Annotated in this window: 25 protein-coding genes and 1 pseudogene; 9 read left to right on the top strand and 17 right to left on the bottom strand. The window is 42.9% G+C overall.

Translation table 11 applies throughout. The features are described 5' to 3' along the window. Positions 1–59: 59 nt before the first annotated feature. From ACP7AE_RS08410 to ACP7AE_RS08400, 3 genes and pseudogenes are all read left to right on the top strand, one after another. Positions 60–674, top strand: coding sequence for a nitroreductase family protein (locus tag ACP7AE_RS08410; protein WP_426242490.1), 615 nt, complete (start codon positions 60–62; stop codon positions 672–674). A 228-nt stretch (positions 675–902) separates the two neighbouring features. Then, positions 903–2,066 (top strand): MFS transporter, encoded by a 1,164-nt coding sequence (locus ACP7AE_RS08405; protein WP_426242489.1) that lies wholly within the window; start codon positions 903–905, stop codon positions 2,064–2,066. A gap of 72 nt (positions 2,067–2,138) precedes the next feature. Further along, positions 2,139–2,840 (top strand): annotated as a pseudogene (locus ACP7AE_RS08400) (IS1 family transposase). Between the two features lie 433 nt (positions 2,841–3,273). On the opposite strand, the gene ACP7AE_RS08395 reads toward ACP7AE_RS08400, so the two are convergent. The 7 genes from ACP7AE_RS08395 to ACP7AE_RS08365 form a co-directional block, all read right to left on the bottom strand. Then, positions 3,274–3,987, bottom strand: coding sequence for a DarT1-associated NADAR antitoxin family protein (locus tag ACP7AE_RS08395; protein WP_426242586.1), 714 nt, complete (start codon positions 3,985–3,987; stop codon positions 3,274–3,276). Positions 3,988–4,131: 144 nt separating this feature from the next. Further along, on the bottom strand, positions 4,132–4,872 hold the full coding sequence (locus ACP7AE_RS08390; RefSeq protein WP_426242487.1) for a hypothetical protein: 741 nt from the start codon (positions 4,870–4,872) through the stop codon (positions 4,132–4,134). A gap of 74 nt (positions 4,873–4,946) precedes the next feature. Further along, the gene (locus ACP7AE_RS08385; RefSeq protein WP_426242485.1) at positions 4,947–5,177 is read right to left on the bottom strand and encodes a hypothetical protein; all 231 of its coding nucleotides are present in this window, start codon (positions 5,175–5,177) and stop codon (positions 4,947–4,949) included. Beyond that, positions 5,178–5,588, bottom strand: coding sequence for a hypothetical protein (locus ACP7AE_RS08380; RefSeq protein ID WP_426242483.1), 411 nt, complete (start codon positions 5,586–5,588; stop codon positions 5,178–5,180). Between the two features lie 238 nt (positions 5,589–5,826). Continuing rightward, positions 5,827–6,411 carry an alpha/beta hydrolase gene (locus tag ACP7AE_RS08375; RefSeq protein ID WP_426242481.1) on the bottom strand — a complete coding sequence of 195 codons (585 nt, stop codon included), beginning with the start codon at positions 6,409–6,411 and terminating at the stop codon, positions 5,827–5,829. Positions 6,412–6,435: 24 nt separating this feature from the next. After that, complete coding sequence (locus tag ACP7AE_RS08370; protein WP_426242479.1) at positions 6,436–7,326, bottom strand: hypothetical protein; 891 nt, start codon at positions 7,324–7,326, stop codon at positions 6,436–6,438. A gap of 645 nt (positions 7,327–7,971) precedes the next feature. Beyond that, positions 7,972–8,850: a LysR family transcriptional regulator gene (locus ACP7AE_RS08365; RefSeq protein ID WP_426242477.1), complete on the bottom strand. Its 879-nt coding sequence runs from the start codon at positions 8,848–8,850 to the stop codon at positions 7,972–7,974. A 90-nt stretch (positions 8,851–8,940) separates the two neighbouring features. Here ACP7AE_RS08365 and ACP7AE_RS08360 point away from each other — a divergent pair, with 90 nt between their 5' ends. Continuing rightward, on the top strand, positions 8,941–9,390 hold the full coding sequence (locus ACP7AE_RS08360; RefSeq protein ID WP_404644783.1) for a PACE efflux transporter: 450 nt from the start codon (positions 8,941–8,943) through the stop codon (positions 9,388–9,390). Between the two features lie 304 nt (positions 9,391–9,694). Next, entirely contained in the window at positions 9,695–10,183 is a 489-nt protein-coding gene (locus ACP7AE_RS08355; protein ID WP_426242475.1) for an META domain-containing protein, read from the top strand. A gap of 212 nt (positions 10,184–10,395) precedes the next feature. On the opposite strand, the gene ACP7AE_RS08350 is transcribed toward ACP7AE_RS08355, so the two are convergent. Next, positions 10,396–10,782 carry a DUF6122 family protein gene (locus ACP7AE_RS08350; protein ID WP_201604407.1) on the bottom strand — a complete coding sequence of 129 codons (387 nt, stop codon included), beginning with the start codon at positions 10,780–10,782 and terminating at the stop codon, positions 10,396–10,398. A gap of 47 nt (positions 10,783–10,829) precedes the next feature. Beyond that, a complete protein-coding gene (gene cynR / locus ACP7AE_RS08345) occupies positions 10,830–11,738 on the bottom strand; it encodes a transcriptional regulator CynR (RefSeq protein WP_426242473.1) in 909 nt (302 codons plus the stop codon). A 138-nt stretch (positions 11,739–11,876) separates the two neighbouring features. Here cynR and ACP7AE_RS08340 point away from each other — a divergent pair, with 138 nt between their 5' ends. From ACP7AE_RS08340 to ACP7AE_RS08325, 4 genes are all read left to right on the top strand, one after another. Then, positions 11,877–12,551 carry a carbonic anhydrase gene (locus ACP7AE_RS08340; RefSeq protein ID WP_426242471.1) on the top strand — a complete coding sequence of 225 codons (675 nt, stop codon included), beginning with the start codon at positions 11,877–11,879 and terminating at the stop codon, positions 12,549–12,551. A 113-nt stretch (positions 12,552–12,664) separates the two neighbouring features. Continuing rightward, entirely contained in the window at positions 12,665–13,135 is a 471-nt protein-coding gene (gene cynS / locus ACP7AE_RS08335) for a cyanase (protein WP_060491359.1), read from the top strand. A gap of 152 nt (positions 13,136–13,287) precedes the next feature. After that, entirely contained in the window at positions 13,288–14,499 is a 1,212-nt protein-coding gene (locus ACP7AE_RS08330) for a CynX/NimT family MFS transporter (protein WP_201540317.1), read from the top strand. A gap of 55 nt (positions 14,500–14,554) precedes the next feature. Continuing rightward, a complete protein-coding gene (locus ACP7AE_RS08325; RefSeq protein WP_426242469.1) occupies positions 14,555–15,115 on the top strand; it encodes a GlcG/HbpS family heme-binding protein in 561 nt (186 codons plus the stop codon). A gap of 218 nt (positions 15,116–15,333) precedes the next feature. On the opposite strand, the gene ACP7AE_RS08320 is transcribed toward ACP7AE_RS08325, so the two are convergent. The 8 genes from ACP7AE_RS08320 to ACP7AE_RS08285 all read right to left on the bottom strand — a co-directional run bounded on the left by ACP7AE_RS08320 (position 15,334) and on the right by ACP7AE_RS08285 (position 26,645). Beyond that, positions 15,334–16,080 (bottom strand): HAD family hydrolase, encoded by a 747-nt coding sequence (locus ACP7AE_RS08320; RefSeq protein ID WP_201540316.1) that lies wholly within the window; start codon positions 16,078–16,080, stop codon positions 15,334–15,336. After that, positions 16,080–17,222, bottom strand: a complete 1,143-nt coding sequence (locus ACP7AE_RS08315) for a TIGR03364 family FAD-dependent oxidoreductase (RefSeq protein WP_201540315.1) — start codon at positions 17,220–17,222, stop codon at positions 16,080–16,082. The genes ACP7AE_RS08320 and ACP7AE_RS08315 overlap by 1 nt, the downstream gene beginning before the upstream one ends. Before the next feature lie 141 nt (positions 17,223–17,363). Then, on the bottom strand, positions 17,364–18,368 hold the full coding sequence (locus ACP7AE_RS08310) for an ABC transporter substrate-binding protein (RefSeq protein WP_426242466.1): 1,005 nt from the start codon (positions 18,366–18,368) through the stop codon (positions 17,364–17,366). Positions 18,369–18,470: 102 nt separating this feature from the next. After that, the gene (locus ACP7AE_RS08305; RefSeq protein ID WP_426242464.1) at positions 18,471–20,165 is read right to left on the bottom strand and encodes an ABC transporter permease subunit; all 1,695 of its coding nucleotides are present in this window, start codon (positions 20,163–20,165) and stop codon (positions 18,471–18,473) included. Between the two features lie 64 nt (positions 20,166–20,229). Then, the gene (locus ACP7AE_RS08300; RefSeq protein ID WP_201540312.1) at positions 20,230–21,153 is read right to left on the bottom strand and encodes an ABC transporter ATP-binding protein; all 924 of its coding nucleotides are present in this window, start codon (positions 21,151–21,153) and stop codon (positions 20,230–20,232) included. 443 nt (positions 21,154–21,596) lie between these two features. Continuing rightward, positions 21,597–23,282, bottom strand: a complete 1,686-nt coding sequence (locus ACP7AE_RS08295) for an AMP-binding protein (RefSeq protein WP_426242462.1) — start codon at positions 23,280–23,282, stop codon at positions 21,597–21,599. 71 nt (positions 23,283–23,353) lie between these two features. Beyond that, the gene (locus ACP7AE_RS08290; protein ID WP_426242584.1) at positions 23,354–24,421 is read right to left on the bottom strand and encodes a CaiB/BaiF CoA transferase family protein; all 1,068 of its coding nucleotides are present in this window, start codon (positions 24,419–24,421) and stop codon (positions 23,354–23,356) included. Between the two features lie 52 nt (positions 24,422–24,473). Then, positions 24,474–26,645 carry a 3-hydroxyacyl-CoA dehydrogenase NAD-binding domain-containing protein gene (locus ACP7AE_RS08285; protein ID WP_426242460.1) on the bottom strand — a complete coding sequence of 724 codons (2,172 nt, stop codon included), beginning with the start codon at positions 26,643–26,645 and terminating at the stop codon, positions 24,474–24,476. Positions 26,646–26,650 lie beyond the last annotated feature (5 nt).

The raw sequence follows: 26,650 nt of genomic DNA, 5'->3' as shown, positions 1-26,650 counted from the left end.
AACCTTAATCACACGATATAAATAACATTCTATTTAACAAAATTTAAAAGGATAAAAATATGCCGCAATCCAATTCAGCCAACCTACAACAAGCCTTCACTAAACGTCGGTCCATTTATGCTTTAGGTGGCAACTTACCAGTAAAACCACAAGCAATTATTGATATTGCTGAGCGCACAATACTAAATACCCCTTCAGCCTTCAACTCACAGACGACACGTCTGGTAGTGTTGTTTGGTAAGCAGCATAAGCAGCTATGGGATATCACCGAAACCCATTTACGTAAGGCGGTTGGCAGTAACGACTTTTCAGGTAGTAAACAAAAAATGGATGGTTTTCGTGCGGCTGTGGGTACAGTTATGTTTTACGAAGATAAGGAGGTTATACAATCGTTGCAAGATAAGTTTGAGCTATATGCTGATAGATTTCCTATTTGGGCGCAGCAAACCTCAGCAATGCATCAATATGCTATGTGGCTAGAATTAAGTGCTTTAAATATTGGTGCAAATCTTCAGCATTATAATCCACTAATCAATAATGATATTGCATCAGCTTTTTCAATTCCTAAGCAGTGGGAACTGGTTGCTCAAATGCCATTTGGTAACATCGTTGAGCCAGCTGGCGAAAAAATCTATCAGTCAGCCAGTGAACGTATCAGAGTGTTTGGACTGTAGTAACAAGGCCTTAATGCTAATGTCAGTATGTTTGGACATCCTAAAGTCAGATTTTCTCGAATATATACAGTAGACAGAGCCATTAAATTTTACGATGTTTTAGATCTAAAGTGCTAGCGTATATTTGATTATTGCTTGGTACTACTGCAAAAGATAACCAATTAAAATCGTGATAATGCATCGACTCATAACTAAAAAAGACACATAACCAAGAGTGTGAGGTAGGAAATGAGTAAGTTTAGCTATAACCAATGGATATTAGCCATCATAACAATAATCGTAGGTCTTAATCTTAGGCCTATTATGGCCTCGATATCTCCGATCGTACCCGTTTTAGCAGATGCTATAGGAATCAATAATCAAACTGCTGGATTATTGACTACTTTGCCAGTTGCAATGATGGGCTGCTTTGCACTTTTAGGTCCCAGAATTCAATCTAGAGTAAGCGAGTATATAGGTATATTAGCTGGATTGTTGGCGATAGCACTTTCTTGTGGCTACCGATTTTTTGCTGACTCTACATTACTTCTACTACTGACTTCTCTCATTGGAGGTATTGGTATAGCAATCATCCAAACTCTAATGCCCGCCTATTTAAAAAGAATTGCGCCAGACAATGCTAGCGTTTTTATGGGGTTATTTACAACAGGTATTATGGCGGGGGCTGCAATATCAGCTGCTACAACCTCTCCTTTAGAAGGAGTATTTGGCTGGAATATCGCTTTATCGATTATGGCTATCCCTGCCATATTGGCAATTATACTGTTTTTCTCTGGTATGCCACATATCAAGAGCAGTAGAAACGGTTATTTACCTCTACCTATAAAATCTAAAAATGCATGGCTGTTAATGCTTTTTTTTGGCATAGGAACAGGTGCATACACATTGGTTCTAGCTTGGTTGCCACTAAGTTACACCCAGCTTGGGTGGAGTAGAGATGCTTCTGGCGCTTTACTAAGTATTTTAACGGTAGCAGAAGTAGTTTCTGGCATCTTAATTTCTATATTTATCAAAAAATACACCGATCGCCGAAAGCCATTATTTGTCACTTTATCGCTCATATTAGTTGGTTTAATATTGCTTATCTATATCCCCTCAAAGCTTGCATTTTTAACCGTTATAATTTTAGGTTTAGGGATTGGTGCTTTATTTCCTTTATCTTTAATCATAGCGCTTGATTACGCCTCTAACGCTAAGCAAGCCATGACTTTATTAGCTTTTGTGCAAGGTGGTGGATACTTAATTGCTTCAGTATTCCCGTTCATGGCAGGTGTTTTGATTGATGCTTCAAGTGATTTAACGGGAGCGTGGATTGGAATGATTATTGGGATTTTACTGTTATTCACTATTTGTAATAAATTCTCTCCACGAGATTTTTCGGTTCGTTATTAGGTGTTGTATCAGAAAGTATGCTGCGGGAATAAAGGAGAGTGACAGCCGAGGCAAGATGATATATTTGAGTTTATGAAGACACAAATAGATATCAGCTGCCCCGACTGTCACAGTCCCAGTTTAAAGAAAAATGGCAAAAAAAGCTATGGTAAGCAGAACTACCAATGCAAAGCCTGCAAGCGTCATTTCATTGGCGATCATGTGTTAACTTATAACGGCTGTCATTCTAGAATAGAAGATAAAATACGGCTAATGACAGTTAGAGGCTGTGGCATTAGAGATATTGCTATTATAGCCTCAGTTAGCATTGGTAAAATGCTGAACACCATAGGCTCATCCGTATATAAGATTGCGCCTAAGTAGAACTATTATGAACGCTTAGAAGTTGATGAGTTCTGGACTTACGTGTATCGCAAGAAACGTAAAGTCTGGCTGATTTATGCTTATGACTGTGCTACCAATGAGATTGTCGCTTATGTCTGGGGCAAACGTGATTTGAGAACGGCTAAGAAGCTAAGAGCACGTCTCAAGCAGCTAAAAGTCAGCTATGACTCTATTAGTATGGATAACTGGGATAGTTTTTTGACGGCTTTTAAGGCAGATCATAAGCGAGTTGGCAAACAGCATACAGTAGGTATAGAAGGCAATAACTGTCGCTTGAGACACCGACTACGTCGAGCCGTTAGAAAAACCTGCTGCTTCTCGAAAAAGCTTGATAATCACTTTAAGGTATTCGATCTGGTGTTCTTCTATGTCAATTATGGCTACGTCTGATGACAGCATACTTTTTAGAACACTACCTAATTATTATTTCCAATTAAAAAAGCTATAACCCTTTTAAATAAAGAGTTACAGCTTAATATATCTTAATATAAAATAGTTCGATACCATTGCCAAGGTTGGGGTTTCCCGCTCCAAATACTTAAAAAGCCTCGCTTAACAGTGAGGCTTTTTTTTGTCCAATTTTTTAGAATTATAGTCATACTTAGGGCGTGTCCTCAATTCAATCGATAGTTATCTAAATGGGTTAAAAATGATAAGCGTTCTGTTGAAATATATAACACTAAAATCAATCAGACTAAGGTGCTTGATTTTTTAGGCATGAAAAAGCCAAGACAAGCTTGGCTATTCTCATATATCATAAAGTCACTTGGTTAGCATAAGTTTATCTTGATAATTTTTACTACATAAATTACCGCTCTAACGATCAAACCCAACCCGCTTCCAAAAGCTGCTCAGTATTACTTATTTTGAATTCATGATATAAATTAAAAAATACTGCGGGGTCTTCAATGTTATCGAGCAACTCGCGTTTATTGAGCGCCACAAACATCGCCAGTGCATAAGCCGCACAATGGATAGATTTTTTAGGATTAAACTCACGATCCGTAAAGGCTTGATATTGCATAACTTCTTCATGCAAATGCGGGTTTTGCTTTAGAGCATTCACATAGAGCCAATCATAAAATGTGGTCAATGGCTCTACGCTCCACTCCATGCCAAAATAATTATAGCCAATCAGTTCATCCGAGGTCATTAAGCGCTCGTCCTTTCTGGCTTGTCTTGGCGGCGCACTTAACAAGTCAGTATAGGGACCACCATCCTCAAAAACCATACTGCTTTGAAAGGCATTTTCGACACTGTACTGCTGCCCATCTTGTTCATTTATTAGCTTCAAGCTCAATGGACTCAGCGGAAAACTCAATTTATTGCCAGACTTGCTCGATAGCTCAAGGACATGACTAAAGCCATACTTTTTGCGAATGACTTGATGCATATCATTGATGGATTTTTTCTTCTGGCGACTGGCAAATCCCACATGCCGCTCAAATCTAACCATGTCTGTTTTTACCAGATTGTCACTGTTGGTTCTCGGCATAAATACGGGTCTGTGTTCTACAGCATCTTGTCTTTGATCCACAGAATTCTGTGTTTGTTGCATAGCAATGTGCCTTATATCAATAGTCTTTTATAGCTGATCTTATATAAATATTCTTTTACAACGGCTCTTATAAAAATTGACGTTAAAACGTGTTGTTCTGACATCAATTTTACGGATAGCTACCTACTCAGCCGCATCTAATAACTTGTTAAGCGCCTCTACCATGGCATCATCTATGATACTGTCTTCCACATAGCTTATTACTTCATCTATGGTGGTCAAATCCATTTCCCGAATACCCAAACTGGCTAGCTGCTCATTGATCGAGTCTAAACTGTCATTATCTTCAGTGTCGTCTAATAGATTTTCTTCAAATCTTCCTCTAACGAACCAGTACATTTTTTCTAGCACGGTTTCTTTTTTGGTTAAAGTAGAATAACCGTCACCATAAATAAACAAGTTGAAATGATAAGGTATCTCTACCTCATTAATGAAAAAAGTGCGCTTACATTCTAGTGTATAGGCTTGAATGTCTTTGTCTTCAACGGATAGGTCTTCAGTGGCTTGGTCATCTTTATTGTTTTCATCACTGTCTTCATCGTATTCAATTGCTTCCTCTATCAATCCACCTAATATTTGATAGTCGCCCACTTTGACCTTATGGTTGTAAATGATAGAGGCGTCTGCGATTGCGTCGAAAATAATGGCACTGACATCTAACGTATGATCGTCAATATCATAGAAGCTTTTTAGCGCGGGTAAAAACTCGGTCAGCTTTTCTTCAGGTACTGGAATAAGAAACTGCTGCTCATATATTTTAATCATGTCTTCAGGCGCATAGGTATTGGTAGTATTGGTCTCGTTTCTACCAGTTGGCTGCAAAGGTGCAAAATTATACGGGTTATAAGGATTAGTATCGGTCATTTGGGACGGCCTTTTTATTTGGGTATGCTGTGTTAAATGTTAATGCTACCAATTGATGAGTGATGTATCACATCTTACTCACACTGCGGTAGATCATACGCGATGCTATCAACCATCTCATGACGCTGTTCAATGATAAGTTGATAACCGTTAATCACGCCATTATACGGCAAGTGACCGTTATATTCTGCATAATGCGCAGCCAGACATTGTTGAATCACCAACTCACGCTTTGCCGCATTCATTTTGGCAAAATTTTGCGGTAAATACGCAACAGCTTTACTGCTAGCCACGCCGCGCGACATCTAGTTAGCGCCCTCACTCCATGTAAAGTCGATGACCGCTCGCAAGTGATATTGCGGTAGCGGATAAGGATAATGCGCCAAGTCATATTGGATTTGCGCAATATCCTCTGCAAAGGTGTCGTACTTTATATCGAGCACGGATAATAATGCTTTTAAGAATTCATGAGCAGTGAAATATGTATCAATATCTGTCGCATTAAGTCCTAGTATGTCGCTAGACAATACATGACGCAGACGATCACAGGCAGATATGATGTGTTTTGGCGGATAACCCATGGCTTGGACAATATCTTGCGAACGTCGTTCACATTTCTCTATTTGGCTAACCGCCTCTTTTGCCAAAGGATGCCGCGGCGTATAACGATGAGTATATTTGCAAGGCGTGAGATTTTGGCTATTGATATGAGACATCAGTGACTCCTGAACTCCGACAATAAGAATAAGCCCAAATAGGCAAGTCAAATCAGGCATGGGTAATCTTGTCGGAGTACAGGCTCATGCGCTTTACCAGAGTGGTTTTATATCGTGCTGGAAGTTGCAATGTTTGCTAAATGATTATTGAAAAACTTGGCAAACCGTTAAACCCACGATAGTTTTTTAGTTCTTTATAATAGTAATTAATAAAGCCTTACTGCAAGGCAGATTGTATTTAATCTTCACCATGATATGTCGCGTCATCCATCCAAACAATGGGGTCTTCGCACAGATGAACCAAGTGATACCAAATATCTTCGCTACGGGCGATACGGTGATGACCACGTTCAAAATACTCCACTTCCCAGCTATCAGGTAAGTTGACGAGCGTGCGTCTGGCGACGGCGACATCTAAGCATTCATCATCAACCTCAACCATGACTACTACCATCTCAGTATTCGAGGTCGGAAATGACAGTTTCATATCAGCCACGTCTGGTATGCGATCGGCTAAAACCTCACTGGGATAAATGCAAGGCGCTATTAATAGCGCACGCAAATTGTATTTGTGGGCGAAATGATTGGCAAACCAGCCACCCAGTGAATGCCCTGCCAAGACGACTCGCGGATACTGCTTCATTTTTTCTAAAATTAACGCCTCATAAATATCGAAAATCTCGTTGAAATTCTCTCGATAATTAACGGTTTGGCAGGTTTTAGGCTCACGGCTAATACAAGTATATTTAGTGGTTTCATTACTCGAATCAAGACCGTGAAAGAACAGTAAAAACGTGTCATTATTTTCAATGGGAAACATCATAGTGCTCTCCTTTTAAGGATTTTTTTATTTATTAGCATTACTTTTATGCTTCAACCATAGACCATAAATGCGCTCAGCGACATCCATAGGAATCCTCGTATATCCAGCACCAAATGACACGTCATAGACCGCAATCATCATCGCGAGAACCTCATCTACGCTATCGGCATCACCTTGAATCAGACGATTAGCGATTTGCTCTGCCTCACTGCTGTACTCATCCCAAGTATCATGGTAATAACATCCCACAATACCAAAGTCATAACGATAGATCATATCGGTGATAGACCTCATCAAGCTTGCACTCGCCTTATCATAATGATTGACCCACTCTTGGTATAACTGCTGACGTATGGGCAATACACAAGGTAAAATAGGACGATCTTTGGGATCATTCAGTTTATCGGCACTTACAACGTGTGAGGGTTTCATACCCTCCTCCCAGAGCAATGGGTACGATGACGAAAACATGCCTTTTTCACACATATTCAAACGCCATATTCCCCACATCTCCTTGCTGGCACGACTCATGGTATACACAATAATCTGATTGAGATAATCACTATCATAGATGATATGTTGACGATCAATTCTCACGCCTTGCTTGGGCAATACATCAGTATAAGTGAGGGATATGTCACGTTCACTTGGTTCGGCAGCAACCACTACCTCAGGACAATCTGAATCTCTCTTCATCAGCTCATAAGGAGCAACAAAGCTCAATGTCTCATCACTATTATTCACAAAGTAGATATCATCTTCATAGTTATCGATAGACTCGTTATGCAGATAAAACAATGGTATCTTTGGTTTAGTTTGTACCTTATTTTGAATGGATTTAGGCAGTTTTGACACACCTGACCAATTTAAATTATCTATACGTTTTTGCTCAAAAGCGTTAGTTGTGTTCGTCATAGTATGGTCCTCATTTTTTAATTTATCTTGAATATCAGTAGCTTGTAATATTTTTAATTTTTCTTGTTTCTCAGATCAAATTTAAGTCAGCCGAGCGTGTCCGCCGCTTTTAGAGCAACGTTAAAAAGTAAAACGAGTGTTTTAATGATGACTTTAGAAGTTATTTAAACTTATTTTTAACAATATGAAATCTATACCATCATCGATATGACAGCTATAATTTATGAGTAGCTTGGGTTTAGTTGATTAGAAAAATAATGATTAATGCCAGTCAGAGCGTTGATAGTTAACAGCAATAGCGAAGTTATAGGGTGAAGCGTTGCGCCTCGAGGGTTAACTCTATGTTGCTGTTTTCCTGACTGAATAACGTCCTAACTCAGTAACTATAATATAAAAATTGAGAAAGATAAAGCGTCTAATTAAAGCGGGCGACAACTGCTGTCGCTCAGCGGTATCGAATACTTAAGTTAAAAACATAATTTGGATTGAAATTATAGTGGAACTTGACCACTAAAGCGTTTGTATTAAAAACCGTTCAAAATTATAACCTACTCAAATCTATCGACAACATTATAAATTTTATAGATAGTACACCCGCAATAAATGGACGACCATTTAAAACTTGCTATTATTGACCGCTTAATATCACTTATTTAGCGCAATCGCAGCCGACTTCAACCAAGCAGCTGCTTTACCTAGAGGACGCTGCTTGTGCCATACAATTTCTAAAGCCACTGGCCAATCATGATCGTTAAATTCCAATATTGGCTCGACTAAAAAACCATTATCCAGAGCACTGGCTACCACATGTTCAGGCACGAATGCCCAGCCTAAATTGCGCTGTACCAGCTCAACGATAACCCACTGGCTCTCGACCCACCAGACATCAGATGCTATTCGCAACCGTGCTTTTTCTTCGCTATGGTTACGTGTTGCCACCATCAATTGCCGATAGCGTTTCAACTCCTCCCACCCCACTGGCTGACGAGCTAGCTCATGGTTCGGCGCGCACACCATTTTCATCGACACCCAACCAAGCCCATGAAAATTCAGCGCTGAAGGTAGTATCTCTTGACGCCACATAATACCCAAATCGGCGCGATCTTCTAACACCAAGCGGCTGACATCTTCCATCAGCGGAAACAATAGTTCCAGCTCCACACTAGGAAATCGGCGTGAAAACTCTTCCATCAAACCGCCCAACGTTGCTTCGGGATACAGCTCATCAACTGCCAGTACCAATCGGCTCTCTACTCCTTCGCCCAGACTTTTAGCCACCCCGCGAAAATGCTCACAACGCTCTAATATCACTCGCGCCTCTACCAGTAAGCGCTCTCCAGCTGGCGTTAGGACTGGATAGCGTCCACTGCGGACAAATAAGCTGTTGTCCAAATCAATTTCTAAATTTGACACCGCCGTGCTAATGGCAGACTGCGCCTTGCCTAGATGACGGGCGGCGGCTGAGAAAGAACCGGTCTCTACAGTGGCGACAAAGGCTTGCAGTTGCTCTAATGAAAGGCTCATCTATCTAAAAATCCTATAGGTTCCAACTTGGTTATAATAGTTTAACAGATACAATAAGCGCGAAAATAACTGATTCAACTAGGAAGCTTCATGCGCACCGTGAAAGATCGTATTCGTCATACTTTGGGTTTTGAGATAATAGGTTTAATTATATTTGTACCGTTGGCAAGCTGGTTATTTGGCTTTGATATTCAGTCGATAGGTCTTATCGCCGTGGCTGCTTCGATTATCGCGACGTTGTGGAACTACTTTTACAACCTGTTGTTTGACCACAGCATGCTGAAGCTACGCGGCAATGTACATAAGACGGTTCCACTACGGATGTTGCACGCGTTTTTATTTGAAGGTGGTCTGCTGTTATTATTCCTACCAATAATTGCGTGGCACTTAGGCATCAGCCTCTGGCAAGCCTTTATCATGGATATTACAATGGCTACTTTCTATTTGGTACATGCTTTTGTTTATAACTGGATTTATGACAATGTGTTTCCTATTCCAGCAAACCATCTGCTATCTCAACGTAATGATGTGGTCGCCTAATAGCAATAGGCTGTGCTAAAGATTTATAGTCAATCCTATATAAATCAGATACGGTGTCAGGCTCGCTTAGTCTACTATTTGTAGTACTCTCGCTCACATTCCTTGTATCCAAATTATATTGAACCGACTATATCAACATAAAAACAACTTGGTATTTAAATGGTTACTGGCGCTTGTATCGCTATCATTGCTTTGTAATAATGCCTGCATCTGCTAGTGTCTCATGTCAGTTATTGGGGCAGCAAGCACAATAATTTTGAGATAAATGTCTCTATATCATAATTGAAGCAATAAAGGACTTTATATGAAAAATATGACCAAGGTAATGATGGTAAGCGTTTTAGCAGTGGGAACATTGGCAGCAGGTTGTCAAACCACATCTACGCCAAGTGCACCCGTTACCCAGCCTATTACCTCGGATGCCTTGCAAGCCTATCATTGGCAACTCGTGGATGCCAAAAACACCAAGGGCGAGACCATTACTCCATTATTCTTTAATCCAGCCGAACCATTAACCCTCGATTTTGTGACGGCGAATGGGAGCAATATCGTTACTTTGATGAATACTTGTAACAATATGAGTGCTGAGTATAAGGTAGCAAATGGCGAGGTAACCTTGGGTCCAGTAAGAAGCACAAGAATGGCTTGCCCTGCCCCACAAGCCAGCTTTGATAGTGCCGCACTAGCAACCGTAAATGGTAAATATAGCATGAGTAAAAATGCCAATAACGTGCCTGTATTGACCATTAGCAATGCAAACCAAGTAGCGAATTTTAAAGCGGTTGCCAAATAATCATTGCCATATAGAGTGCTAAACCAGCCACTCAATAAAAAAGCCTCACTATTAATAAGTGAGGCTTTTTTTGTCTATATTTATTGTATGTATACTGAATTTAGGCTTAGTGTAGAACTAAATCCTCAGTAAATAATACGATTCTTTAGAAAATATAATGTACCCATAATAAATACGGGATTAATGAGCATGCGATGGAAAGTTAAAAAATACTACTTAAACCTATTTGCTAGCCATATGACCAGCTCACGAGCTGGCGCATCATCCAACGCTTGGGGGATTTGGGCATACGTCATAACGCAGTCATTTAAATCCGTCAGCATATGCAACAGCAAGCCCAAACCTATGACTCTATATGGCTTAGGCAGTACTAACATAGTCACATATACTGCCATTGCATAATAACTGTGCAGCGGGTGAAAGTTAATACTACAGCGATTGGGCGAGAAAATAGGCGTTGCTAGCAGATGATCCAAATCAACCAACATAGTGGCGAGCAGTATCAGATAAACCCTTTTGTAATCATTGCGGAAAAACACATAAGCCAAGATTAAAGGCATGCCGAAGTGAAAAAAGTAGTGAATTAAGGTTTGCGTCATTGACCTTTTGCCTATCTCATCGTGACCGTTCGTTTTCTAAGTTTATTCTATTTGAAAAACAGTGCCTTGGATTCAACCGTGTTCGAACAAACCTCATGTGCCAACGCAACAAATGCCTTGGTAGCAGCGCTCTGATACGCACCTTTTCGTTGTAGTAATACCGCTGTACGCTGGAGCAAAGACGGCGCTAAGGTAATCGCCACCAGCTCATCATAATTATGAGCGATGTTGGAAGGTAATAAGGTGGTCAGTTGGGTATGGCGAACCATTTCGATCACTGCGCTTAGCGAGTTTGCCTCCATCAGTACGTTTGGCGCAATGTCATGCTGGCGACAATAATGCTCAATCTGTTCGCGCGTGGCAAATTCGCGGCTCAGCAATACAAGTGACTGCGCGTGTAGCGTTGGCAAGTCAATCGCCATTTGCTTAGCAAGAGGGTTATGTTTACTAACAACCAGTGCGAGCGTCTCTATCAGCAAGGTTTGTGTATCGATATCGGCAGACTGCACATCTTCAAAAGCAATACCCACATCAAACTCATCATCGAGTATTTGCTTTTCCATCTGCTCCTGTGACATCTCCTGCACGCTTAGCGTGAGACTCGGATAACGAGTATGAAACGCTTTGATTAAAGGTCCAAGCAAATACGTGGTAAAAGTAGGCGTAATCGCAATCCGCAACGCACCGCGACTGAGATCCTGCACATCGTGAATGGCGCGCCGTCCTTCCTCCAAATCCTGCAAGGCTCTATGGGCATAGCACGCATAGACGTCACCGGCATCGGTCAATGTGACACGGCGACCAGAGCGATCAAATAAAGTCGCACCTAGACCTTCTTCCAACTGCTTAATCTGCTGCGATAACGCTGGCTGTGAGACGTACAAAGACGCTGCTGCTTGGGTAAAGCTTTGGTACTCTGCCACTGCCAAAAAATACTTAATGTGCCGAAGAATCATGGGTCATCTCGTGTGGATTAGGGATTGATCAAGGTTTGGTCATAAGTAATTATTATCGACATCATAATATACGAGTATTTTACCTTATAACGATAGCGGCGTATCATTCCTTTCATCAACTACACAGAGACCAACGCGATGAAAGATATTATTGAAGGTTTTCTAAAATTTCACAGTGACGCCTATCCTAAGCGCGCCGATTTATTCAAAAATTTGGCGACCAAACAAAACCCGCGCACACTGTTTATTTCTTGTTCAGACAGCCGCTTAGTGCCTGAGCTCGTTACTCAACACGAACCCGGTGGTCTATTCGTAATTCGCAATGCTGGCAACATTGTGCCTTCTTATGGTCCTGAGCCTGGTGGTGTATCGGCGTCAGTTGAGTACGCCGTTACCGCCTTAAAAGTCACGGATGTGGTGATTTGCGGGCACTCAGACTGCGGCGCGATGACTGCAATTGCCAACTGCACCTGCACCTGCACCTGCATGGATCATATGCCAGCGGTAGGCAGCTGGCTACGCTACGCTGACTCAGCACGGGTGGTCAATGAAGCCCGTGAACATGACAGTGATAGCGAGCGGGTCGCCTCTATGGTTCGTGAAAATGTCATCGCTCAAATCGAAAATATCAAAACCCATCCTTCGATACGTTTGGCGCTAAGAGAAAATCGTTTGGCACTACATGGCTGGGTTTACGATATCGAGTCCGGTGATATCGATGCCTTAGATGGCGTGACCAATGAATTTGTCTCATTGGCCACGCACACTGAGGTTCGCGCTTATCCGATATCGCCACTGGCAGTCGCCGTTTAGCGTTACATAACTGTCATTATCAATGACTATGCATAATCAGAAAATCAATTAACCCAAATGATTCATAAGCATCATTAACCCAATAACCACCACCAACCTCAAAAGGTATTATTATGATTCAGTCTCAAGTAAGCAACACCGCACGTCAAACATTAACGGACACCATCATTGCTGCCAAAGCGGCAAAGAACCTGTCATTTGAGCAAATCGCTTCAGGAACAGGCTTGAGTGATGTCTTTGTCACTGCCGCTTTGCTAGGTCAGCATCCGCTACCTGCTGATGCCGCCCAAAAAGTTGGTGAAACTTTAGGACTTGATGAGGACGCCATCGCGTTACTACAATGTATTCCATCACGAGGCAGCGTTGGTAGTGAGATTCCTACTGATCCGACAATCTACCGTTTTTATGAGATGATGCAGGTATATGGCACCACGCTAAAAGCCTTGGTTCATGAGCAATTTGGTGATGGTATCATCAGTGCCATTAATTTCAAAATGGATATCAAAAAAGTGGCTGATCCTGAAGGTGGTGACCGCGCAGTGATTACTCTAGATGGTAAGTTCCTACCGTTCAAACCTTTTTAAATGATGCATTAAATAGCAGTTTAATCAGCGGTTTGTAAAAATAGTACTTATTGAAAAAGTCGACGTTCGGCATATAGTGACGTCGGCTTTTTTGGCGACTCAGGCAGTGATTTTTTGGTACTGCCTTTCTTAATACGGATTTTATATTATTCATGAGTACCGATCATATCTCTTCCACGGTGCGTTCGTCGATACTGACCTTGTTATTTCCTATGATGGTGATTGCTGGGTTGGCGATGACGCTGCGCCCAACGATCACTTCTACTGGTCCGTTGCTGACAGAAATTCGCCTAAGCACAGCGATGGGTTTGCAGGCCGCCTCTTTATTGGTGGTGCTGCCGATGCTGTGTATGGGTATATTTCCGCTACTGTTGCCTTGGATTGGGCGACGATTTAGTGAAAGCGCGTGGATCACAGGCGGTCTGTTTGCGATTGCCTTCGCGGGTGTATGGCGCTTGTGGTTAGATACTGGAGGGACGCTGATAGCCAGTGCCTTAGTAGGCGGCACAGGTATCGCCATCGTGCAAGCAATGGCACCTGGTGTGGTCAAGCGTTGGTATCCTGCACGCGTACCACTTGCTATGGGCGTTTACTCTGCTGCACTGATGACTGGTGGCGGGGTTGCCGCTATCTTGAGTCCGGTGGTCGCTCAACATTACGACAGTTGGCAATCCGGTTTGGGTATTTGGCTGGTAGTGCCAGTTTTTGCCCTCGTACTGTGGTGGCGGCGCCCCTCTGAGCAGATGGAAAATCGAGACGACGGGGTAAAAATCAACTTTTTTGGCAATCGCCGTGCTTGGCTGCTAGCAAGTTATTTTGGTCTGGCAAACGCTGGATACGCTTGTATGATTGCATGGTTGCCAAGCTATGCGCAGACTTTGGGCTGGAGCGCGCAAAATAGTGGCGAGCTGATCGGTATCATGACGATTTTTCAGGTCATTGGTGCGCTGGTTATTCCAATGTTGTCCGCCCATCGCCCCGACCGCCGACCTTGGTTGTTTTTTGCCGTAGGCATACAAATCGCTGGATTTATAGGTTTGATTACCATGCCGACAGCTTTGCTCATCTTGTGGATTGCCTTGATTGGCTGTGGTCTTGGTGCCTGCTTTTCATTGACACTGACCGTCGCGTTAGATCATTTGTCCAAACCTAAACTCGCTGGGGCACTGGCAGCATTTGTCCAAGGCATCGGCTTTATTATTACCGCCATCGCGCCTTATATGGCAGGTGTGCTACGCGAGTCGACTGGCAGTTTTCAAGCGGTTTGGTGGATGCTATTGATCAGCCTTATCGGTATGCTGTTTGTCACCATCAAGTTTGCTCCAGCAAGTTATCATCAGGCAATTAACTTGTCTAAGCTTTGATTCAGGCGTATTGAATCACGTCATGCGATATTCAAAACAACCTCAAGGATTAACTATGAAAGGACTGATTATGAAAAAACTCGTTATCTATGCCGCGCTTACAAATTCACTGTTGTCCATCTCCGCGTGTGCCAACACCTCACACTCACAGTATCAAGTACAAGTGATCAAACCAAACGTAATAACCCAAGGAGCAGAGATGGCAACCATTCCATTATTGACTGGCGAGATGGCACAAAACATAGTGAATGCTGCCGCATTAGAAGCCAAAAGCAATAATTTGATGGTGTCTGTCACCGTCGTTGACGCCTCCGGACAAACCTTAGCAGTGCTCAGAGATCACCGCGCAGGCGTGCATACCGTGCGTGCCAGTTATAAAAAAGCCTATACCGCAAACTCACAAAAAAGAGAAACGGCGGTCATCGCCAAAGGCATCAAAGACGGCACGATTCCTGAAGACCTACGCTATCTGGATGAAAGCATCCTTATCTTAGATGGCGGCGTACCCATTTATATCGATGGTATCGTAGTTGGTGGTATCGGGGTGGGCGGCGCACATGGCAGCGAAGATGTACACATCGCCAAAGCAGGTCTAAAAGCATTAGAGCAGCATTAGAGTGGGCTAAAATTTCAAGACAAATATTCCACACATTATGCTGTTCGAAAATTGATAAGCCTGTCTGTCCTTATATTTATCGTTACTTCTATGAAAGAAGAAGGAGAGAAATCATGTAATGATTCCTCTCCTTCTAAAATGTGCCATTAAAGTAGCCCATGTCTTAATCTAGCCATTTTTAACCCATATAGATGCCTCAATTAAATTGAGGACATACTCTAGATTAATGACGCCAGATCCGTAAGCTTCTCAAGCACGATATCTGGTGAATATTTCTCCAGTTGCACATGGGTTTGAGCACCAGTGAGCACCCCAATACATAGACCACAATGGGCATTTTTGCCTTCTTCGATATCGATGCCGCTGTCCCCTGCTTTCAATACCTGTTGCGAATGCTCAATCCCAAACTTGTCCATAGCAAGGGTAATCATATCTGGCGCAGGACGACCATTGTGCACATCATCTGCTGTAATCAAAGCATCAATATCACGACCCACTGACCATCCTAAAATGGTTAATATTTTATTGGCAGTCTGAATATCGTAGCCCGTATTTAGCACGACTTTTCTACCTGACTGCTTTAACTGAGTGAAAAAATCTAGCATGCCATCGAAGGTTGCTACCGTGTCCTTGGTATAGGCTGATGCCAACGCTGATTTAAACGTATTAAAGGCAGCATCCGTCCATTTTTCCCTATCAGCGGTCGCGGTATTGTCATTTTTGCATACTTCATTGAGTATATCGCTAATGGCTTGTCGCTTTTCTTTGCCAGCCCCAAACTCTAAACACACCTCTAGATTGACCTGAATGTCTGTTCGACCAACCTGTTGTAAGGTGTGATTGATCGCATCACATACGGTTTTATAAACCAAATTGTTTTCATTGACGGTCGTGCCTGCCATATCAAAGACACACAGTTTGATCGCGTCGAATGGCGCTTTGATACGATGAATATCTGTATTCATTATTTTGACTCCAATACTAAATTAATTAACTCTTCACCAAAGGCAAATCCCGTTGATGCGCCTGTGCCGCTTGTGATGGTACCGATGGCAACGCCTGCTTCTGGTGATGCTTTAAACACGACATTGTCGGCACTTGGATAGACCCCTAACCAGTGCTGAGTGATGTCTACCTCACCGATATCCATGACCTTTTTGAACTCGTTGATGATTAAGTTATCTTGATAAGTGTCTCTAAAGGGCAGCTCTTTATCACAGTAATTATGACTGTCACCAATGATAAGTGAGCCATCCGCTGATTGAACAACGATTAAATGTACGCCAGCCTTGCGCTCAGCAGCTTGGGTGTCATCTAGTAAGCTGATAAGCGCACGAGCTTCTGGTAGCTGCGCAAACCCATCATAACGAGCAAAACTCAGATCTGACATGACAGCAGCATTTAGTTTGAACGCTTGCCTTGGCATCACGCGCATCATATTGAGGGTACAGAGTTTGGCATCAGACTGCGCTAAAGTATCAGGATATAAGCCATGTAAATCTGCCCCAGGACAGATCACACAATGCGCCGTATGTAATGTCCCTCGACTGGTATGAACAGTGGGCAAGTCAACCACCTGAACCGTGGTTTTGTTATAAAAATCCACGCCATGCACTTGTGCTAACCAGTCCGCCAATTTGCCAATCGCGGTATTTGACTCGACTCTCAGCTCATGCGGGCTATATAAAACGCCCAACCCTGTTCTAAGATAAGGCGTCTGCTCCTGTATTTCTGATTGACTCAATAAGCGACAGGACTCGCCCATGTCAGTCTTCAAAAACGCATCGGCAACGCTCATCGCTTCAGGGCGCTGAACCAGCATGTGCAGACCGGTATGCTCAACCTTGATACCGGCTTTTGGCGCGATATCCGCCCAGATATTGCGTGAGTGCATGGCACGTTGCCAATGTTCACCGCTACGCTGACCACTAACCGTCACAAAGCCAAAGTTACGAATCGAGGCATCTTTATTCTGTGCTTCACGCTCTACCAGCGCCACTTTCAGCCCTTTTTTTACGGCAGCATAAGCGCTGGCAAGACCAACGATACCGCCCCCGACGACGACCACATCATACTGTTTACCTGATAATTTACTTGTCCCTGTCATAGCTTTTTTCTTCTTTATGATTGATTACAAATGATACTCAATTTATGTTTTAGCGGCTCAATCCATGTTTTAAGGATTTCACTAGCCAATGAAATAGTGCATTTGAACAATGACTACTCATCACGGTTTTTATGGATTCATTTACGATTCAGTTTGTCCATGGAAAAACGCTCTGTGCTTGTCTAGCAGCTCAGCCGTCAATGGCTCGCCGTACGTTTTACTGTTTTTGATTTGATTGTCAGGAGCGACTGTTTCACCGTCATAAATCACATTTGGGTATATCGTCAATAATTTTGGACGCGCATTTTTAACAATGATTTCAGCCATTTTTATCGCATTTGGATTGGTGTTCTCGCCTTTATCAATAACGGCTACCGATTCCGTTAGCGTATAATTTCCTTCACTTGGGTCAACATAATCAATGGGCAAGCCTTGTGCTTTGTTTGCGATTGCTTGATGACGCAAGCCAAAACCAATCGGCACCTCACCTGCCATCACTTTTTTGATCGGACCTGAGCCTGACAACTCTAGATTGGGACCCGCATTGGTGCGGATATCGTTCATAATTTTCTGCCCTTCAGCGCCCATTCCATAAGTAGCGGTGACGTCTTGAATAAAGAGCCAACCTGTCGATGAGCCATTAGGATCCACCATCGCGATTTTATTTTTGTAGATCGGGTTTGCCAAATCCTTGGCACTGGTTGGTCTGGGCAGATTTTGCGCCGCCATCTCTTTTGTGTTTAAAATAATAGCGCCCGTAAAACCCAGTATTGGTGCATAGTAATTTGGGACCGCCACTTGCGGATCAACGTCAAAGGTCAATTCTTTAAACATAGGATGCTTGGCTTGGGCACTTTCTAAGTAGAAAGAGCTCATCGTCACCATATCCGCCTCTGTATTATCGCCTTCTGCCAGCAAACGCCCACCCAACTCCCCTGTCCCAAAAGACTGAAAGACATACTGACCCTCATAGCCTGCTTCGTCTAAAACCTCTTGGATGACCTCGACCGCTTCTTCGTCGGCATTGCTATAAATGACCACTTCTTCGATATTGCTAGAAGCATCTCCTTCCGACTCAGGTGAATTACAACCTGCTAATACGATTCCACACGCGAAACTTGCCACTAACGTTTTGAATAAAAACATTATTTGTCCTATTATTTGTTGATGTTTTAATAATGAAAAAGTTGTTGCTTAAAATATAAAACGAAAATAAGTCTTATCAATGCGCTTGACCGATGGGTAAGACTAAGAAGACGTTGGTACCACCATTGACTTAGGTTTTTTCTTGGTTTTTATTGCCGTTGTACCAGAGAGCCGTTTGCTATAAATATGACGGACAATAGCAAACAACATCAGTGCGCCAATATTGGTCAGCAATATCATCAGCGACAAGATAAAAATCTCATCGAAGCGCGCAAAGTGCTGTAGCTCAACTATCTTGGTGGTGAGTACCATGGTTTTGGCACCTGAAATAAAGATAACCGCGCTAATCGTCACCATAGCGCTGATAAAATAGAATGAAGCGACTTCAATTAGCGTAAAAAACGAATTGGGCACGACGATGCGGCGTAACGATGCAAACCATGAGTCACCCAACAGACCAGCCGTCGTCTCCCAGCCCAAATTCATTTTGGACAGTGCGTTTTTACTCATCAAATAAGGCGTGGCAAAGTAATGAATGATGTTGCTAATCACGATGATAAAAATAGTATTGGCGACCGCCGACCCCGAAAACACCATCAAATAGGCAATACCGACGACCATTCCAGGCACCGTATTGGTCACTAATGCCGAGCTTTCAATACTGAATTTTCCCAGTTTAAAAAGGCTTGAGCGCTCGTATAACAGGGCTGAAAAATACGTAATCAAGGTGCCAAACACCGCCGTTAATACCGCCACAAGTAATGAGTTTTTATAGACCCGCATCAGATTGGCAGACTCTAAAGCCTCGCTGACAATCTCGGTGGTGAAGACCATCTGATAAGGCCATGATTTAATCCATGGGATGATGAATATCACGGCGAATACCAGTAACAGTGAGGCTAAAATCACACTCGATAACACCGCCAAAACACGGTCTTTGATTTTTGAGGTGGGCAGATCAATCATTTCAACTGAGTCATAGCGCACATTGAAGCGTGCCACGTACCATAGTATGGCGATGCTTAGGATGGATGGCACCAGCATAAATAACGCAACCACTGCCCCCTTTTCGAATGACGGTGACGCGCCTAAGATTTGGGTATAAAGCTCAGTGGCGATGACGCTATATTGCCCCCCAATCGACGCTGGAATACCAAAGTCTGTAAAGGCTAAAAAGAAACATTGAATCATCGCTGCTGCAAAGGTGCCGATTAGAGGGCGCACCACAGTCATGTCAAACTGGCGATAAGGAGAGTCTCCCATCAACTCTGATACAACGACAAACTTTTTGTCCAAATATTGGAACGTATTGTTCAATAATAAAAAAGCAATGGGCAAGGTATAAATGGTATAACCAAGCCACATGCCATAAAAGCCATATATGTCCTCAAACAGTTGAAAGCCAAGAATCTGAGTCAGCAAGCCTTGTTTGCCAAAGGTATAAATAATGGCAAAGCCATAGGTGACGGTTGGCAACAACATAGGAAATAATGCCGCCAGCTTAATAAATTGTTTAAAACCTTTGGGCAAATTGCTCCAATGCACCGTATAAGCCAAAATAAAGCCCAAAAACGTCGCGCTAAGCGCACTCATCGTCGCCACAAAAAAGCTGTTCTGCATGGTCTGCAAAAAGCCATCACTGCTCAAAATACTGGTGTAGTTTTCTAGCCCTAATGCATCACCGACATTCAAAGACAGTGCCAGCAGCTTGACTAATGGCACAAACATAAACATGACGAATAAAACAGCAACGAATAGCCAAATTGCTTTTACGAGGGGTGAATTGCTCAATTTCATAAATATCCAAGACGATCAAATGGTCAAATACGTTCATTCACAACATTTTTATTGTTAATCAATATTAGTTGATGGTGGCATCTTTTCGTTTTTGCTGATGACTGTCTTTAATAACATTAAGATCGTCAGTATTGTCGATAGTGTCAATACCATCGATATCGTCATAACGATGAGTCACCACACTGTCATCCTGACCGTAATGTTGGCGCTGGGTATATTTGCTTAAGGGGTCGATGTTTGCGCCATCATCTGCAAATAAACTTAAGATATTGCGACGCTTGATATTGAGCTGATTGAGAATGAAGTTTTTGACAAAATCATTGGCTGGGTTGCGAATGATTTCCGTTGGTGTCGCGAACTGTGCCACTTTGCCGTCTGAGAGCAGTAAAATACGATCAGATAACGTCATGGCTTCTTCTGGATCATGAGTGACTATTAACGTCGTCAACTGATAGCGAACGGAAATCTCACGGATACGCGCTTTGATGGTTTCTTTGATGACACCATCTAGCGCAGATAAAGGCTCATCTAATAGCAGTATTTTAGGCTTCATCACCAAAGTGCGTGCGAGTGCCACGCGTTGCTTTTGACCACCAGACAGTTGGCTGATGCGTTTATTTAGGTGGGCTTCGATATCGAGTAAGTCGACCAGTTCATCGACTTCTGCTTGCGTGCTAATATGGGGATTATTGCGTAAACCGTATTCGATATTTTGTTTGACATTTAGATTGGGAAACAATGCATAGTCTTGAAAGACAATATTGAAGCCTCTTTTTTTCATCGGCACTCGTGTAATGTCTTCGCCATTATAAGCAAGACGACCGCCATTGATACCCGTCAAACCCAAGATAATATGCAATAAAGTCGTTTTACCACATCCAGAAGGCCCTAAGATTGAGACAATTTCGCCCTTATTAATTTTGAGGGAAATATCTTCAAAGATGACTTTATTCTCATACTTTTTCGTCACACCTCTAAGCTCTAACATATCAACCAACCTGATCATTTATTATTTGTGTTGCCTAGGTCAGCAGTGTAGCCAGTAGTTGTGACATTTTGGTTAAAGAGCCATGACAATACGATGACATCAAACAACATTAGGGCGTGTCCTCAATTCAATCAATTACTCTCTAAATGGGCTAAAAATGGCTAAATTTTGTTAAAAATCGTCAAATAGCTTATCAATATCTCGATATTAACGGTGCTAGCTTCCTTGTTTGACGGCAATTTATCTCATTTTTATCACCATTTTTAAAATGAGGACACGCCCTAGATAAAGTATCGAAAACAATCCCATGAGCATTTGCCAAAATAGAAGACCTCATTTAATCTTATTAAGTGAGGTCTTCTAAAAACAGAAAGCCTGCCAATAGATGACAGACAAAATGCGTTAAACGTAGATGTTATTGATGAGAGTCTGTTGAGTAGTCGTTAGGCTTCATGAGCCAATTTTCTCAGCTTGTGACGCAGTATTTTTCCGACAGTTGATTTGGGTAACTCGTCTATGAATTCGATATGACGCGGGCATTTATAGGCGGCCAGATTTGCTTGGCACAGCACTTTAATATCATCCTCATTTAAGCTGTCATCAGATTTTACAACGTAGGCTTTGACCGACTGACCCTGCAACTTATCATCAATACCAACCACTGAACATTCGGCAACCTTAGGGTGCTCCTCAATGATGTTTTCTACTTCGTTAGGATAAACGTTGAAGCCACTGACGATAATCATGTCTTTTTTACGGTCATATATCTTAATAGCACCCTGCTCGTTCATAGACGCAATATCACCTGTTTTTAAGTAACCATCAGCGGTAAAAAACGTCGTATTGTCAATATTATGATAATGAGTAATGACGTTGTCACCTTTGATGCACATCTCACCAACTTCATTTATGGCGAGAATATTTTCATCGTCATCACGGATACTGATATCGACACTAGGCAGTGGAAACCCTACATTGCCACTATATTCAGTGCCATTAAATGGATTGGCGGTACCCACGCCTAGCGTCTCAGACATACCCCAGCCTTCGAGGATAGGCAGACCTGTGACTTCACGCCAGCGCTTAGCGGTTTCAGGGGTCGCTGCCATACCACCGACTAGGGTTAACTTGCATGCGGAAAAATCCAGCTCCTTAAATTTGGGATTCATCAGCAGGGCTTGGAACAAAGTATTGACACCAGGCAATAGATGAAAAGGACGCTTGCGCAATATCCTAATAAACCCTTCAATATCACGTGGATTGGTAACCAGTGTGAGATGCTGACCCACACTCAACCCAACTATTGAGCAGATAAACGCATAAATATGATACAGCGGTAAAGCAACAATGGTATTTATTTGAGTACTATCAGACATGGCGTCATAGACTGGCTTGAACCATTCGACAAACTGATAAGTGGCGGTCACAACATTTTGATTGGTAATCAAGATGCCTTTGGCAACACCTGTCGTACCGCCAGTATATTGCAGCATTAATAAGTCGTCCGCTTGAATGCTAGGACGAGAATAGCTTAATTTTTTGGCGCGTTTTAAAACGGCTTTATAGCGAGTCACGGTATAACGAGAATTTGATTTCAACTGATAACGGGGAATGGCTTTTTTGACATATTTGGCAGCGATATTAACAAGTGCACCTTTCACTACTCCTAACATATCGCCAATCTTGCTGATGACCACGGTTTTGACAGGCGTGTCTTTGATGATTTTCTCTAACGTTTTGCAAAATGGTTCTAATATAAATAATACAGCAGTATCTGAGTCAGCCAATTGATGTCTCAATTCACGAGGACTATACAGTGGATTGATGAGCGTTGTGACCATACCAGCGCGAATTATCCCTATGACAATAGGCAGGTAATGGTTGACATTGGGCATCATGATGCCTATGACCGAACCCTTTGCTAGACCCAGACTTTGAATCCAAGCCGCAATAGCCAATGACATGCTATCAACTTGCCCATAAGAATAAGTAACACCCATGTTGGTGATAAATTCATGGCTGGCATATTCTGTTAATTTGTCATCAAACATGTCAATCAATGTATTATGTGGCGGCGCTATCTGTGCATTTATCCCTTTAGGATAATGCTGCGTCCAAAACTGATCCATAACTTACCTTCCTTGGTAATTAACTTATGAAAAACTCAATGGCTTTGAAGCGTTTCTTATAAAAAACCTAACTACTGAACCTGCTGCCATCCTGACGTTGCATCATACGCATCTTGATGGACAAATAAGGGATGTGCTTTTGCTTCACTGAGGCTAAGCACAGGGGTGACACAAACATCAACGAGCGCAAAAACTTGCTGCCAATGCTCAAGTGTTTGACTGGCAAATTTATCGCTTATCGCCTTAGCCGCCGCTTGGCTTTCAGAGGTATTTGGCATAACGCCACGTTGCCAATGGCTATTCTTGAGCGCAGACAAATCCAATACTTCACACAGCCCTTGCCAGAATTTCAGCTCTAACGAACCAATGGCCATATAGCGCTCGTCTGAAGTTTTGTATAGGCGATAGCAAGGTAATAATCCACCCAGAAAATCATGATGCGGTGCTGGTTGTTGTCCTGAGAAACTTTTCACCAGTGTTCCCGTTGCCTTTGGCATGACCATATGCTGATACAAGCTGTGCGTCATACTAACGGCAACATGACGACCTTTGCCCGTCCGCTGGGCGGCGAATACGGCAGCAAGCAGTGCAATCACAGCGGTATCACTGCCGCCTGCCAAATCTGCAAATTGAACGTTAGGCATTGCCTGCTCGCCGTCCGCCGTCTTTAATTGGTCTAAAATACCGCTCATCGCCATAAAGTTAATATCATGACCGGCTTTATCAGCCCAGTCATGATTAATCTCAGTTTTCGAATCGCTAGATGCCAAACCATAACCAGTAATCGATACCATGACTAGCTTTGGATTAATCGCATGCAGCGTTTTGGCATCTAGTCCCATGCCTTTTAGGACGCCGGGGCGAAAGCTGTCCAACATAACATCAGCATCTTTGAGGTGCGCTTTGATAGCAGCAATACCTTGAGGATCACGGAAATCATGACTTTCAGTAGTTTTGCCATGATTTAGTGCTTTAAATAATTCACCAAAGGCTCTGGCAGGATCACCATTTTTGGGTTCAATCTTAATGATTTCTGCGCCCAAATCTGCAAGCAAACGTGTGGCAAAAGGTCCCGGTAAATTACGAGTCAAATCAACGACGCGCAGCCCTTGTAAGCAATCTGCCATTAAATCTATCATTGAACCAGTGCTCGTATTGATTGCAGAATGAATCGTAGAATTAACCATCAGCTCAGTCATCAGAAAACACCTCACCTTTATCTGCCATGTCTAGCACAATCTGCGCTGGCTCAAAACGCTCACCGTATTGAGCCGCAAGTTCACGGCTACGCGTGATGAACGCCTCTAACCCCATCGCATTAATAAACTGTAGCGTACCGCCTTGATATGGCGCAAAGCCCCAACCAAAAATGGAACCGACATTGGTATCAGCGACAGAGCGCACGACGTTTTCTTGATAACATTTAGCAGATTCGTTGGCTTGGATAAACATCAAACGATCGATTAAATCTTGCTGTGATGGCTGCTCTGCTTTTGCTGGGTATAAATTCATCAGCTCAGGCCACAAGTATTTGTCGCCATTATCGGCATACTCATAAAAGCCTTTACCATTCTTTTTGCCCTCCCGATTGTGTTCTTTGACCAGCGTTTTCAGTATCTCGTATGAAGGACGCACAGCAATGGGTTTACCTTCCGCTGCCATATCCAGCTGCTGTTGTTCGCTCACATGCAACGCCAAACTTAATGACACCTCATCTTGCAATGCCAGTGGCGGCATGGGCATGCCAGTTTTCATGCCAGCAACTTCGATGCTGCGCGGATGGACGCCCTCGCCTAACATCGCCACTCCTTCTGACACATAAGTGCCAAATACTCGTGACGTATAAAAACCCCGACTGTCATTAACAACGATAGGTGTTTTACCGATTTGTAGCACATAATCAAACGCTTTTGCTAAAGTGGCGTCATCCGTTTGCTCGCCCATGATAATCTCAACCAACGGCATCTTATCGACTGGCGAGAAGAAATGCAGACCGATAAATTGATTGGGACGGGTGCTGGCTTTTGCCAATCCAGTGATAGGAAGTGTCGACGTATTAGATGCATAGACAACCGTGTTAGGAATCACCGCCTCGCTTTGCTGAGTACACTTGGCTTTAATCTCACGATTTTCAAACACCGCTTCGATAATCAGATCACATTCTGCTAAATCATCATAAGAAACTGTCGGCTTGATGCGATTGAGTAACGCCTGTTTTTTATCTTCCGTGGAGCGTTTACGGCTAATGGCTTTATCCAAAATGGTGGCAGAATATGCTTTGCCTTTTTCAGCGCCTGCCATTTCAGTGTCGAGGAGTACAACGTCGATTCCCGCCTTTGCAGTGACATAAGCGATGCCCGCGCCCATCATACCTGCACCTAAAATACCGACGGTTTTGGTTTTATAGCGCTCAAAGCCATTTGGACGAGATTGACCTTTTTTAATACTATTCAGCTGCGTCCATAGCGTGTTGATCATATTTCTAGATTCAGCAGACAGCACACAAGCCGCGAAGTAACGCGACTCAAGCTCGAGTCCCGTATCGATATCCACTAAACAGCCCTCGAACACGCAAGACATGATATGAGTAATGGCTGGATAATTGCCGTGTGACTTTTGATTGGCCATGGCTGGTGCAATAGAAAATATCGGCACAATACTAGGATTTTTACTATCACCGCCGGGAATTTTAAAACCTTTTTTATCCCATGGCTGCTGGGCACTGGGATTGGCGTTAATCCAGTCTGTCGCCTGCTTGAGCATATCTGCTTTATCAGTGGCAACGGCATCAATTAAACCCATATATTTAGCAGCCGTTGGACGCAGCTCTTTACCTTGCGTCATAAGCTCTAAAGCTGATTGAATACCAACCAATCGCGGTAAACGCTGAGTACCTCCGCCGCCCGGCAGCAAGCCCAATTTGACCTCAGGCAGACCCAATTTAGTTTTAGGAGCATCAATCGCGATACGATAATGACAGGCCAATGCCAACTCCAAACCACCGCCAAGTGCCGTTCCAGTCATAGCAGCAACGACAGGTTTACCTGATTTCTCTAGTTTGCGTAAGGTAGCTTTTAGGTCTTCGACCAGCTCAAAGGCTTGTTCAGCGGTTTTAATATTAGCCAACTGATCAATATCGGCACCGACCACAAACGTCTCTTTGCCAGAGGTTAAAATCAAACCTTTGGCGGACGCGTCGTTAATAAAGCTGTCAGCCATCACTGCAAAACTATCGGTGAAACCGTCACCGATGACATTCATTTTGCGGCTGCTTTGGTCAATCGTGACGGTGATAATGCCATTATCAGATTCGGCAGAAAAGTGGTTCAATGCATTGATGGCGTCTACGCTGTTTATGCTCATATTAA

This window comes from Psychrobacter sp. TWP2-1-2 (assembly GCF_049896785.1).
Taxonomy (GTDB): Bacteria; Pseudomonadota; Gammaproteobacteria; order Pseudomonadales; family Moraxellaceae; genus Psychrobacter.
The sequence above is the reverse complement of the archived record's forward strand: the minus strand, read 5'-3'. Positions and strand labels throughout refer to the sequence as shown.

Excerpts from the sequence above, each read along its gene's own strand:
- ACP7AE_RS08330 (WP_201540317.1), top strand. The coding sequence starts at position 13,288 with ATGAGTACCGATCATATCTCTTCCACGGTGCGTTCGTCGATACTGACC.
- cynR (WP_426242473.1), bottom strand. The coding sequence starts at position 11,738 with ATGATTCTTCGGCACATTAAGTATTTTTTGGCAGTGGCAGAGTACCAA.
- ACP7AE_RS08320 (WP_201540316.1), bottom strand. The coding sequence starts at position 16,080 with ATGAATACAGATATTCATCGTATCAAAGCGCCATTCGACGCGATCAAA.
- ACP7AE_RS08305 (WP_426242464.1), bottom strand. The coding sequence starts at position 20,165 with ATGAAATTGAGCAATTCACCCCTCGTAAAAGCAATTTGGCTATTCGTT.
- ACP7AE_RS08295 (WP_426242462.1), bottom strand. The coding sequence starts at position 23,282 with ATGGATCAGTTTTGGACGCAGCATTATCCTAAAGGGATAAATGCACAG.
- ACP7AE_RS08360 (WP_404644783.1), top strand. The coding sequence starts at position 8,941 with ATGCGCACCGTGAAAGATCGTATTCGTCATACTTTGGGTTTTGAGATA.
- ACP7AE_RS08315 (WP_201540315.1), bottom strand. The coding sequence starts at position 17,222 with ATGACAGGGACAAGTAAATTATCAGGTAAACAGTATGATGTGGTCGTC.
- ACP7AE_RS08285 (WP_426242460.1), bottom strand. The coding sequence starts at position 26,645 with ATGAGCATAAACAGCGTAGACGCCATCAATGCATTGAACCACTTTTCT.
- ACP7AE_RS08405 (WP_426242489.1), top strand. The coding sequence starts at position 903 with ATGAGTAAGTTTAGCTATAACCAATGGATATTAGCCATCATAACAATA.
- ACP7AE_RS08350 (WP_201604407.1), bottom strand. The coding sequence starts at position 10,782 with ATGACGCAAACCTTAATTCACTACTTTTTTCACTTCGGCATGCCTTTA.
- ACP7AE_RS08355 (WP_426242475.1), top strand. The coding sequence starts at position 9,695 with ATGAAAAATATGACCAAGGTAATGATGGTAAGCGTTTTAGCAGTGGGA.
- ACP7AE_RS08375 (WP_426242481.1), bottom strand. The coding sequence starts at position 6,411 with ATGATGTTTCCCATTGAAAATAATGACACGTTTTTACTGTTCTTTCAC.
- ACP7AE_RS08300 (WP_201540312.1), bottom strand. The coding sequence starts at position 21,153 with ATGTTAGAGCTTAGAGGTGTGACGAAAAAGTATGAGAATAAAGTCATC.
- ACP7AE_RS08370 (WP_426242479.1), bottom strand. The coding sequence starts at position 7,326 with ATGACGAACACAACTAACGCTTTTGAGCAAAAACGTATAGATAATTTA.
- ACP7AE_RS08340 (WP_426242471.1), top strand. The coding sequence starts at position 11,877 with ATGAAAGATATTATTGAAGGTTTTCTAAAATTTCACAGTGACGCCTAT.
- cynS (WP_060491359.1), top strand. The coding sequence starts at position 12,665 with ATGATTCAGTCTCAAGTAAGCAACACCGCACGTCAAACATTAACGGAC.
- ACP7AE_RS08290 (WP_426242584.1), bottom strand. The coding sequence starts at position 24,421 with ATGATAGATTTAATGGCAGATTGCTTACAAGGGCTGCGCGTCGTTGAT.
- ACP7AE_RS08365 (WP_426242477.1), bottom strand. The coding sequence starts at position 8,850 with ATGAGCCTTTCATTAGAGCAACTGCAAGCCTTTGTCGCCACTGTAGAG.
- ACP7AE_RS08380 (WP_426242483.1), bottom strand. The coding sequence starts at position 5,588 with ATGTCTCATATCAATAGCCAAAATCTCACGCCTTGCAAATATACTCAT.
- ACP7AE_RS08410 (WP_426242490.1), top strand. The coding sequence starts at position 60 with ATGCCGCAATCCAATTCAGCCAACCTACAACAAGCCTTCACTAAACGT.
- ACP7AE_RS08325 (WP_426242469.1), top strand. The coding sequence starts at position 14,555 with ATGAAAGGACTGATTATGAAAAAACTCGTTATCTATGCCGCGCTTACA.
- ACP7AE_RS08310 (WP_426242466.1), bottom strand. The coding sequence starts at position 18,368 with ATGTTTTTATTCAAAACGTTAGTGGCAAGTTTCGCGTGTGGAATCGTA.
- ACP7AE_RS08390 (WP_426242487.1), bottom strand. The coding sequence starts at position 4,872 with ATGACCGATACTAATCCTTATAACCCGTATAATTTTGCACCTTTGCAG.
- ACP7AE_RS08385 (WP_426242485.1), bottom strand. The coding sequence starts at position 5,177 with ATGTCGCGCGGCGTGGCTAGCAGTAAAGCTGTTGCGTATTTACCGCAA.